Genomic DNA, 10,139 nt, shown 5'->3' on the forward strand with positions numbered 1-10,139 from the left:
TGAGGGGATTTATCCCCGATGAGTCGCGTAGCGGCTCCCTTCTACCACCAAAAAGAAGGGACTGCTGCGCACTCCATCGAGGATAAATCCCCTCACCACAAGGGCTTTTCACCACCCCGCATCGCATTGATGCGGGGCTTCGTTTACTTACTTGACGCTGCTCGGGGTTGGGCCTTCAGCCACACCCAGGTCGTCTTCAGGACGGGTATCCGCGATACCGCGACCACCCGAAGCCAGCTCGGCGTCCAGTACGTCGGTGTCCAGCTCTTTCACCCACTTGGCAACCACGATGGTCGCAACAGCGTTGCCCACCAGGTTGGTCAGTGCGCGCGCTTCGGACATGAAGCGGTCGATACCGAGGATCAGCGCCAGACCGGCCACCGGCAGGTGACCTACCGCCGACAGGGTGGCGGCCAGCACGATGAAGCCCGAACCGGTCACACCGGCAGCGCCTTTGGAGGACAGCAGCAACACCACCAGCAGGGTGATCTGGTGTGTAATGTCCATGTGCGTGTCGGTTGCCTGAGCAATGAACACCGCGGCCATGGTCAGGTAGATCGCGGTACCGTCGAGGTTGAACGAGTAACCGGTCGGGATCACCAGACCCACTACCGATTTCTTCGCGCCCAGACGCTCCATCTTGATCAGCATGCGTGGCAATACCGATTCCGACGACGAGGTGCCGAGTACGATCAGCAGCTCTTCACGGATGTAACGGATCATTTTCAGCACGCTGAAACCGTGCATGCGGGCGATACCGCCGAGCACGATCAACACGAACAGCAGGCACGTGATGTAGAAGCAGATCATCAGTTGACCCAGCTGTACCAGCGACCCCACGCCGTAGGCACCGATGGTGAAGGCCATGGCACCGAAGGCACCGATTGGCGCGAGCTTCATGATCATGTTGATGATGTTGAACATCACGTGGGCGAAGCGATCGATGAAGTCGAGGATCGGCTTGCCGTAGGCACCCAGGCGATGCAGGGCGAAACCGAAGATCACCGAGAACATCAGCACTTGCAGGATGTCACCGGTAGCGAACGCGCCGACGATGGTGGTCGGGATCACGTTGAGCAGGAAGCCGACAACGCTCTGGTCAGCACCGGCCGCGACATAAGAAGCGACTTTGGAAGCGTCGAGGGTTGCAACATCAATGTGCATGCCGTTGCCCGGCTGCACGATATTGACCACGACCAGACCGACCAGCAGGGCGATGGTCGAGACGATTTCGAAGTACAGGAGTGCGTAACCGCCGGTCTTGCCGACCGACTTCATGTTCTGCATGCCGGCGATGCCGCTGACCACGGTGCAGAAGATGATCGGGGCGATGATCATTTTGATCAGTTTGATGAACCCGTCACCCAGCGGCTTTACCGCCACGCCGAACTGCGGGTAGTAATGACCGAGCGCAATACCGATGATGATTGCGATGATCACCTGGAAATACAGGGATTTGTACAGTGGCTGACGAGTCGTCATTGCAAATTTCCTCAAGAGCCCCGCGTGCAACATCCATCTGTTACGCCGCGAAACCTGAATTGCGAACCCTCCTGCACTGGAGGGATTTGTTGTTGGAGCGGCGTTTTCCGAACGGGATCAACGCACGCTTCTGTCGCTTGTATCGCAAACCTCGTGCCACTTTGGTGCGTTTCGCTGCAAGCCTTTTGATATCAGGGCCTGCAGGTTTTTCAATGTCACCGCCTCGCGAGTTGATTGTGGCGGATTTCCGCCAACCGGCCCGCTCTCGTCCTACAATTTGGCGGAAATCCGCCTTGTTGCCCACGCGACCCCCGACTACCATCCGGCGTCTGAGAAAGGATCTGCCGCTTATGCGTGAACGCACCATTGCCAGCCATTTCGCTCGCGCCGCCCTCGGTGGCGCGCGCCGTCTGGGCTGCGATTATTCAGGGCTGCTGCAGCAACTGGGCATCAGCGCGGAACTGCTCGACGAGCCGCGTGCACGGATCGCCCCGGAGCAGTTCACCCGGTTGATCCAGGGCCTGTGGCTGGCGCTGGACGACGAGTACCTGGGTTTTGGCAGCGCGCCGAGCAAACCCGGCAGCTTCGCGATGATGTGCCACGCCTCGATTCACTGCCGCAATCTGGAGAAAGCACTGCAGCGCGGTTTATTGTTTTATAGCTTATTCCCGGGCGCCCCGCGCCTGACCCTGAGCCGCGAAGACGAATGGGTGCGCTTGAGCCTGGACGACGCGTCATTGTGGGACCCAGATCACTTTCTCACCGAAAGCCTGTTGGTCATCTGGCATCGACTGGGCAGTTGGCTGATCGGCCAGCGAATTCGCCTCGAACACGCGACCTTCAGCTATGCGAAACCCGCCCACGGCGCCGAATACGACCTGCTCTTCCCCTGTCCCATGACCTTCGGCACCGAGCACAGCAGCCTGCTGTTTCATAGCCGCTATTTATCCATGCCGTTGTTACAGGACGAGCGCACGCTCAAGCATTTTCTCGAACGCTCCCCCGCCGACCTGCTCTCGCGCCCGGATGACGGCGACAGCCTGAGCAGCCGCTTGCGTCGCTTGCTCAGCCGCGACAGTGCGCGCTGGCCAGATCTGGAAGCGGTGGCGGCGCACTTGCACATCAGCCCGCAGACGCTACGCCGGCATTTGCGTGAGGAAGGCAGCAGTTTTCAGGAGTTGAAGGATCAGTTGCGGCGGGATATCGCCATCTACCATTTGGGGCGCGCGGATTTGTCGTTGCAGCAGATTGCCGAGCAGCTTGGGTTCTCGGAACCGTCGGCGTTTCACCGCGCGTTCAAGAAGTGGACGGGGCTGACGCCCGGGGCTTATCGGGCGCAGGAACAGTAAGATCAAAAGATCGCAGCCTGCGGCAGCTCCTACATTGGCAATGTGCTCCCCTGTAGGAGCTGCCGCAGGCTGCGATCTTTTCGGTTACACCGCAGGAAAATGAATCCTGAACGCCGCCCCACCCATCGGCGAATCGCCCAGCGCCAGTTTCGCGTTGTAGCTTTCGATGATGTCCTTGACCACCGCCAACCCGATCCCCTGCCCCGGATGCTGGGCATCCAGCCGTTCGCCACGCTCCAGAATCCGCGCGCGTTGATCCGGTGGCACTCCGGGACCGTCGTCCTCGACGCACAACTCAACCCCGGCCAACGTCTCGCGCACGCTGATGCGCACCTCGCCCAAGCACAGGCGATAAGCGTTTTCCAGCAAGTTGCCCATCATCTCCAGCAAGGCGCCCTGCTCGATCGGCACGTAACAATGCTCGGGCAGATCAAACGCCACACGCACATGTTTATCGCGGTAAACCTTGTCCAGCGTGTCGCAGAGGCTTTTCAGTACGGGCTGAAGTCGCACCTGATGGCGCACCAGACCACTTTTGCGCAGGCTCGCGCGTTGCAGTTGATAGCCGATCTGCTGGCTCATGCGCTCGATCTGGCTTTGCAGCACCCACGCCTGATCACGGTCTTCCGGGCGCTGGGCTATGTCTTCGCTGACCCCTTGCAACACCGTCAGCGGGGTTTTCAGGCTGTGGGCCAAATCATCGAGCGAATCGCGATACCGACTGCGCTGTTGACGTTCGCTGTGCAGCAGACGGTTCAGTGAGCCGGTCAGGCGCAGTAGCTCGCGAGGGTGTTGTTCGGTGAGGCTTTCGCGGGTGCCGCCTTCGATTTCGTCGAGTTCCTGACTGAGTTGGCGCAGGGCTTTGAGGCCCCAGGTCAGGCCGATCCACAGCAGCGCCAGCAACACCAGCAACGCTGCGCCGAAACCGAGGTAGAGATTTTCGCGCAGGCCTTCGAGGGTGGTTTCGTATTCGCGCACCGGTTGCAGGGCGACGATGCTGAACGCCGCGCTTTTACCGCCGAGCAGTTTCACTTCAACGTCGTAGACGAAGAATTCCTGACCGTTGGCTTCGCGAATCCGCGCGAACTCGTTGCCGAGGCCGTCATAGCGCGGTTTGTAGTTGATCTGCTCTTCCTGGGTGGCTTTCGAGCGCCAGACCAGATGCCCTTCGCGGTCGTAGATGTAGCCGAGCAGGCGGAAGTCAGTGAGATTGAAACGCTCATCCGGCAACTGATTGGGCATCACCAGTCGGCCGTTTTCGATACGTGCGGCAGAGATCAGCGTGGTGACGTCCGAGGCCAGCCGCTGTTCGATCGAGTCCTGCAACGCGAGGCTGAACGCGCCCTGCATCGCCGGGAGCAAGGCGAGCATGAACAACACCGCCAACGTGGTGGCGGCGAGCATCAGCCGAACGCGTAGCGAACGAATCAAGTGCAGCGCTCATTGAACAGGTAGCCGAGGCCGCGCACGGTATCGATCGGCTTGAAGCCGGCCGGGCCTTCGAGTTTACGGCGCAGGCGGCCGACCAGCACTTCGATCACGTTCGGATCGCGCTCGTCGTCGTCCGGGTAGAGCTGCTCCATCAAGCGATCCTTGGGCACCACTTGTTGATGGTGGCGCATGAGGTATTCGAGGATGCGGTATTCGTAGGCGGTCAGCGCCAGCGGCTGTTCGTCGAGGGTCGCCTGTTTGCGATTGAGGTCGAGCAGCAGCGGGCCGGCGACGATGGTCGACTGGGTAAAACCGCTGGAGCGGCGCAGCAAGGCATTCAGGCGCGCGTCGAGCTCTTCGAACTGGAACGGCTTGACCACGTAATCATCGGCACCGGCGGCGAGGCCTTCGACCTTGTCCTGCCAGTTGCCGCGCGCGGTGAGGATCAGGATCGGGAAGGTCTTGCCGCCCGAGCGCAACTGGCGGATCAGGTCGAGGCCGCCCATGCCCGGCAAGCCAAGATCGATCACCGCCAGGTCAAAGTTGAACTGTCCGGTCTGGTACAGCGCCTCTTCGGCATTGGCCACGGACTCGACCACGTGACCGCTCTCCGTGAGACGGGTTTGCAGGTGATGGCGCAACAGCGCTTCATCTTCGACGACCAACAGTTTCATAGCTCTCTCCCGGGCAAATCCAGAATCTCCAAAAACACACCCGTAGGAGCAAAGCTTGCTCGCGAAGGCGGTGTGTCAGTCGACATCTAAATTGACTGACCCAGCGCTGTCGCGAGCAAGCTTTGCTCCTACAATGATTTCGCTGTCGCTCCTTAGAAACTGTAGTTGGCCGACAGGTAAGTCTGCGCGCTGCTGTTCAAATCCAGCGAGCCTTGTTTGCTGCCGCCACTTTCTTTCATTTCAGTGCTGGCGTTGCTCATCAGGTAACGGTAACCGAGTTCGACCGAGGTGTTTTGCGAGACTTGCTGCAACACCCCGAACTGGCCGCCGACCGCATAACCGATATCACTGTCACGGCTGTAGCCTGGCGAATCCTGGGTCAGTTTAGTCAGACCGGCCGTGGCACCGCCGAACAGCTTGGTGCTGCCGCCCACCGGGTAAAACAGATCGTAGCTGCCCAACAGGTTTTCCTGACGCAGTTTAATGCCATTGTGCGAGCCCGACACGTTGTCATAAGTGGCGTAGTAGCGACCTTGACTGTTTTGCTGACCGAGGCGTACGCCGTAAGTGTTGTTGCCATCGATGGCGCCGGTGGCGTTCGGGTGGTCGAGGTTGTCGTTCAGTGCGTTGGACTTTTTAACCTTGTCGCTGGTCTGGCCGAAGGTCAGGCCGGCGAAGTTCGAAGTAGTGTCGGCATGGGCCGCGATGCTGGAGCCCAACAGGGTAAAAGCCAGCAGCAGTTTGTTTAAACGAGTCATTGAGTTTCCTCTTTCACAGTGCTGTTTGGGTATGGCGCAAGGTTACTGACCTGCCCCTGTACCGCCCCTGAACACTCTCTGAACCTGACCTGAACCAAATGGACTAGGCTGTTTTGACCTTTTATTGTCAGGAGACCCCACGATGCGCCTGTTCCTTGCCCTCACGTTGCTCGCTGTCAGCAGCCTCACCCAAGCGGCGATCAAGACTGAAGAAATCCCTTACCAAAGCGCCGATGGCACCCAGTTGATCGGTTACTACGCCTATGACGACGCAATCAAAGGCAAGCGCCCGGGCATCGTCGTCGTACATGAATGGTGGGGCCTGAACGATTACGCCAAACGCCGCGCACGCGATCTCGCCGAACTGGGTTACAGCGCACTGGCGATCGATATGTATGGCGAGGGCAAGAACACCGAGCACCCGAAAGATGCGATGGCGTTCATGCAGGCCGCGACCAAGGACGCCGATGCCGCGAGCAAACGCTTCGCCGCCGGGCTGGACCTGTTGAAGAAACAACCGCAGACCGACGTCAATAAACTTGCCGCCATTGGTTATTGCTTTGGCGGTGGTGTGGTACTCAATGCCGCACGTCAGGGCGTGCCGTTGGCAGGGGTGGTGAGTTTCCATGGCGCACTGGCAACCAAAACGCCCGCCACCCCGGGCAGTGTGAAAGCAAAAATTCTGGTCGAGCACGGAGCGCTGGACAGCATGGTCACGCCGGACAACGTCACCGCGTTCAAAAGTGAAATGGACAAGGCTGGCGCTGACTATAAATTCGTCAGCCTCGACGGCGCCAAACACGGCTTTACCAACCCGGACGCGGATCGCTTGAGCCACGGCGAACACGGTGGCCCGGACATCGGGTACAACAAGGCCGCGGATGAAAAATCCTGGGCGGACATGAAAGCGTTCTTCCAGAAAATCTTCAGCTAACCGCGCCCGACCCTGATCGTTCCCACGCTCCGCGTGGGAACGCAGCCCGGGACGCTCTGCGTCCATCGAGGCATTCCCACGCAGAGCGTGGGAACGATCAATGTAGGAGTGAGCCTGCTCGCGATCGCCGCGCCGCCAATCTCGACCTTGGCTCGACTAACCGGCAAAATGCCCGTCATGAACCTCACCCCTGCCCTTCCCGCCTGCTGCACCCCACTCGATGCCCACTGGCCGTTGCCAAGGGTATTGCCCGACACTGTGTTGCTCAGCACGCACTTCGATCCGGCCCGACTGCTCGGCGATGATTTTCAACGCAGCGCCATTGAGCCGCCGCCGAGCATCCAGCGTTCGGTGGCCAAGCGTCAGGCCGAGTTTCTCGCCGGGCGTATCTGCGCACGGGCGGCGTTGCAGCAGCTGCAAGGTTCAAGCGAGGTGCCGGCGATTGGCGAAGATCGCGCACCGATGTGGCCGGCGCATATCTGCGGTTCGATCACCCACAGTACCGGGCGCGCCGCAGCGATCGTTGCCAACAGGCAGCATTGGCGTGGCCTGGGCATGGATCTGGAAAACCTGCTCAACGCCGAACGCGCCGAACGCCTCGCCGGGGAAATTCTCACGCCAGCGGAAATGCAGCGCATGGCGGCCGGCTCGCGGGATCAGTTGGCGTTGTGGGTGACACTGACGTTTTCGGTGAAAGAGAGTCTGTTCAAGGCGCTGTACCCGATCGTGCAGAAGCGCTTTTATTTTGAGCATGCCGAAGTGCTGGAATGGACCGAGTCGGGTGAGGTGCGCTTGCGGCTGTTGACCGATCTGTCGGCGGAATGGCATCACGGCACGGAGCTGGAAGCGCAGTTCGGGGTACAGGATGGGCAGTTGTTGAGTCTGGTCAGCATCCAGGCCTGAATCTTTATCGCCTGTCAGGGCCTCATCGCTGGCAAGCCAGCTCCCACAGGTTTCTGTGTGAACCTTAAATCTGTGCTCACCACGGTCACTGTGGGAGCTGGCTTGCCAGCGATGGGGCCGGCACCATCATCGCAAATACTTAGCGGCGTTCCTGATTCCTCGGCCAGCTCAGACTGAAGCACGCCCCACCCAGGCTTTTGCTTTTGCCGATGATCGCCCGGCCGTCATGCCAATGAATGATCCGCCGCACAATCGACAACCCCAGGCCATGCCCGCCCGACGCCCGCGTGCGGCTGTCGTCCAAACGCAGGAACGGCGTGAAGATCCGCTCCCACGCCACTTCCGGCACGCCCGGCCCGTCGTCCTCGACGTCGACCCGGCAACGCAACTGCCCGACCTGATAGCTCACCGTGACCTTCGAACGCGCGTGGCGCATCGCGTTGCTCACCAGATTCTGCAGCGCCCGGTGCAGGTAACGCGGCTCCGCCTCGACCCAGGCGTCGTCGTTATCGGCAGCAGACAGACACAGCCCGCGCTGCACCGTGACCTCGGCGCGCAGCGGCGCCAGCTCCTCGATGACCTGATTGACCAGGGCATCCAGATCGATGCGCTGGAAGGTCAGCGCTGGCGAACCTTGTTCGAGCCGTGCGTAGGTGAGCATCTCATCGACCAGCTTATCGAGGTCCTCGATGTCGTGATCCATGCCTTCGCGGTACTTCTCCAAGGCTTGCGGCGTCGTCGCAGAGCCGATCATCTCCAAACCGAAACGCAGGCGCGCCACCGGGGTGCGCAACTCGTGGGACACCGCGCGCACCAGTTCACGCTGGATCGCCAATAATTGTTGCAAGTGCTCGGCCATGCCGTTGAACGCCGCCGCCAGGCGCCCGACCGAATCGGCACCGCGCGCCGGCACACGGGTTTCCAGACTGCCCTTGGCAATGCGCGTGGCCGCCGCTTCGAGCCCGCGCAAACGCCGCTCCAGTTGGCGCACCAGCAAATAAACGATGAGACCGATCAGGCTCAACCCCAGCGCGGCGATCAACACCAGCCATTCCGGCGGATAAGGGTTCATCTGGTACAGCGGGCCGATCTCCAGCACCCACGGCGTGCCGACCATGCCGGCAAACACACGGATCGAATCGCCGCCCTTGCCCAGCGCCATCACCGTGTCGCCCTCGGAGACACGACGGCTCTGGTCTTCATCCATGTCGGCGTCGTCCACCGTGACCAGGCGCAGGTCGAAACCAAAACCCTTCTCTTCCTTTATCTGCGCCAGTCGTTTGGGTTGCTCGGCAACCGGCACCCGCACCAGCTCATCAGCCAGCAGGTAAATAGTGGCGCGGGCCAGTTGCTCACTGATCTGCTGCACTTCGCCGGTGAGGACGAGTTGTTCCTTGTCGCTGACCAATCGATAGACTTTGGCCGCATGCGGGCCGGTCTGCTCGACCAGCGCCTGACCGCGCTGCACACGGGTGCGCTGGGTCAGATCGAGACCGGTGTCGCTGAAGGTCTTCAGCGCCAGCGGAATCCCCAGCAGCCGCTCCCACACCAACAGTGCGCGATGCCGCTCGGTGGCGTTCATCGATTGCAGGTTGTCGGCCATCAGCGAGAACGTGCCATGGGCCAGGCGCTCGCGGTATTGCTCGCTGCGCACCTGATTGAGCAGGTGCAGCGCCAGCACACCGAGCACCGCCACCAGAATCAGCGCAGCGCACATGCCGCCGTAGATGCGCAGGAAGATCGAGTTCACAGGGCCAGGTCTGCGCAGGCTTCCGGAACGAACAGATAACCTTTGCTGCGGATGGTCTTGATCAGACGCGGATGGTCGGGGTCATCGCCGATTTTCGGGCGGATGCGCGAGATGCGCACATCGATCGAGCGGTCCTGGCCGTCATAGCCGATGCCGCGCAGGGCGATAAAGATTTCCTCGCGGGAAAGAATGCGTCCGGCGTTGGAGACCAGCAGCCAGAGCAGGTCGAATTCGGCGCTGGTCAGTTCGATGCCGTTGTCACTCAGCCACGCTTCGCGTAGCGCATTGTCGACCACCAGCGGGCCGAATTGCAGACGGCGGGATTTTTCTGCGACCGGCTCAGCGCTGTCACTGCGGCGCAGCAACGCCTGAATGCGCGCCAGCAGCAATCGCGGGCGCACCGGTTTGCACACGTAATCGTCAGCGCCAAGATCGAGGCCCTGGATCTGATCGGCGTCATCGGTGCGCGCGGTGAGCATCAGGATCGGCCCGTCGTAATGGTCACGCACCTTGCGACAGATGCTCAGGCCATCTTCGCCGGGCAACATCAGATCGAGGATCACCAGATCCGGCTGCTCCTTGATAATCCGCGCCGCCGCCAGCGCACCGTTGCCTTCGATGCCGACGCGCAGTCCATTGGCTTGCAGGTAGTCGCGCGTGAGTTCGGCCAGTCGCTGGTCATCCTCGACGATCAATACCTCAAAGGCTTGTTGCTCCACCGGTGACCTCTGCTTGCTGTTTTTATTAATAAAGGATTGCCCAGACACACACGATCCCCTGTAGGAGCTGACGAGTGAAACGAGGCTGCGATCCTTTGATTTTGTTTTTTTCAAGATCAAAGGATCGCAGCCTTCGGCA

At 60.6% G+C, this 10,139-nt stretch carries 9 protein-coding genes; 3 read left to right on the forward strand and 6 right to left on the reverse strand.

Annotated features, from left to right (window positions below; genetic code table 11):
* Positions 1-147 precede the first annotated feature (147 nt).
* Positions 148-1,482 (reverse strand): dicarboxylate/amino acid:cation symporter, encoded by a 1,335-nt coding sequence (locus tag PMI37_RS06400; protein ID WP_008079185.1) that lies wholly within the window; start codon positions 1,480-1,482, stop codon positions 148-150.
* A 350-nt stretch (positions 1,483-1,832) separates the two neighbouring features.
* Here PMI37_RS06400 and PMI37_RS06405 point away from each other — a divergent pair, with 350 nt between their 5' ends.
* The gene (locus tag PMI37_RS06405) at positions 1,833-2,831 is read left to right on the forward strand and encodes an AraC family transcriptional regulator (protein WP_008079186.1); all 999 of its coding nucleotides are present in this window, start codon (positions 1,833-1,835) and stop codon (positions 2,829-2,831) included.
* An 84-nt stretch (positions 2,832-2,915) separates the two neighbouring features.
* On the opposite strand, the gene PMI37_RS06410 is transcribed toward PMI37_RS06405, so the two are convergent.
* The 3 genes from PMI37_RS06410 to PMI37_RS06420 all read right to left on the reverse strand — a co-directional run bounded on the left by PMI37_RS06410 (position 2,916) and on the right by PMI37_RS06420 (position 5,694).
* Complete coding sequence (locus PMI37_RS06410) at positions 2,916-4,262, reverse strand: ATP-binding protein (RefSeq protein WP_045123039.1); 1,347 nt, start codon at positions 4,260-4,262, stop codon at positions 2,916-2,918.
* A complete protein-coding gene (locus PMI37_RS06415; RefSeq protein WP_008079190.1) occupies positions 4,259-4,936 on the reverse strand; it encodes a response regulator transcription factor in 678 nt (225 codons plus the stop codon). Before PMI37_RS06415 ends, PMI37_RS06410 begins: the two co-directional genes overlap by 4 nt.
* Before the next feature lie 152 nt (positions 4,937-5,088).
* On the reverse strand, positions 5,089-5,694 hold the full coding sequence (locus PMI37_RS06420; RefSeq protein ID WP_008079191.1) for a hypothetical protein: 606 nt from the start codon (positions 5,692-5,694) through the stop codon (positions 5,089-5,091).
* A gap of 142 nt (positions 5,695-5,836) precedes the next feature.
* Here PMI37_RS06420 and PMI37_RS06425 point away from each other — a divergent pair, with 142 nt between their 5' ends.
* Positions 5,837-6,628 carry a dienelactone hydrolase family protein gene (locus tag PMI37_RS06425; RefSeq protein WP_008079193.1) on the forward strand — a complete coding sequence of 264 codons (792 nt, stop codon included), beginning with the start codon at positions 5,837-5,839 and terminating at the stop codon, positions 6,626-6,628.
* A 177-nt stretch (positions 6,629-6,805) separates the two neighbouring features.
* Positions 6,806-7,531 (forward strand): 4'-phosphopantetheinyl transferase family protein, encoded by a 726-nt coding sequence (locus PMI37_RS06430; protein ID WP_008079200.1) that lies wholly within the window; start codon positions 6,806-6,808, stop codon positions 7,529-7,531.
* A 139-nt stretch (positions 7,532-7,670) separates the two neighbouring features.
* Here the strand turns inward: PMI37_RS06430 and PMI37_RS06435 are convergent, their stop codons facing one another.
* On the reverse strand, positions 7,671-9,281 hold the full coding sequence (locus PMI37_RS06435; RefSeq protein WP_008079203.1) for an ATP-binding protein: 1,611 nt from the start codon (positions 9,279-9,281) through the stop codon (positions 7,671-7,673).
* On the reverse strand, positions 9,278-10,000 hold the full coding sequence (locus tag PMI37_RS06440) for a response regulator (RefSeq protein WP_008079204.1): 723 nt from the start codon (positions 9,998-10,000) through the stop codon (positions 9,278-9,280). The genes PMI37_RS06435 and PMI37_RS06440 overlap by 4 nt, the downstream gene beginning before the upstream one ends.
* Between the last annotated feature and the right edge of the window lie 139 nt (positions 10,001-10,139).

It is taken from the genome of Pseudomonas sp. GM80 (assembly GCF_000282515.1).
GTDB lineage: Bacteria > Pseudomonadota > Gammaproteobacteria > Pseudomonadales > Pseudomonadaceae > Aquipseudomonas.

What these genes read in the sequence shown, in the direction of transcription:
- PMI37_RS06405 (WP_008079186.1), top strand. Translation starts at nt 1,833, where the DNA reads ATGCGTGAACGCACCATTGCCAGCCATTTCGCTCGCGCCGCCCTCGGT.
- PMI37_RS06425 (WP_008079193.1), top strand. Translation starts at nt 5,837, where the DNA reads ATGCGCCTGTTCCTTGCCCTCACGTTGCTCGCTGTCAGCAGCCTCACC.
- PMI37_RS06420 (WP_008079191.1), bottom strand. Translation starts at nt 5,694, where the DNA reads ATGACTCGTTTAAACAAACTGCTGCTGGCTTTTACCCTGTTGGGCTCC.
- PMI37_RS06430 (WP_008079200.1), top strand. Translation starts at nt 6,806, where the DNA reads ATGAACCTCACCCCTGCCCTTCCCGCCTGCTGCACCCCACTCGATGCC.
- PMI37_RS06415 (WP_008079190.1), bottom strand. Translation starts at nt 4,936, where the DNA reads ATGAAACTGTTGGTCGTCGAAGATGAAGCGCTGTTGCGCCATCACCTG.
- PMI37_RS06400 (WP_008079185.1), bottom strand. Translation starts at nt 1,482, where the DNA reads ATGACGACTCGTCAGCCACTGTACAAATCCCTGTATTTCCAGGTGATC.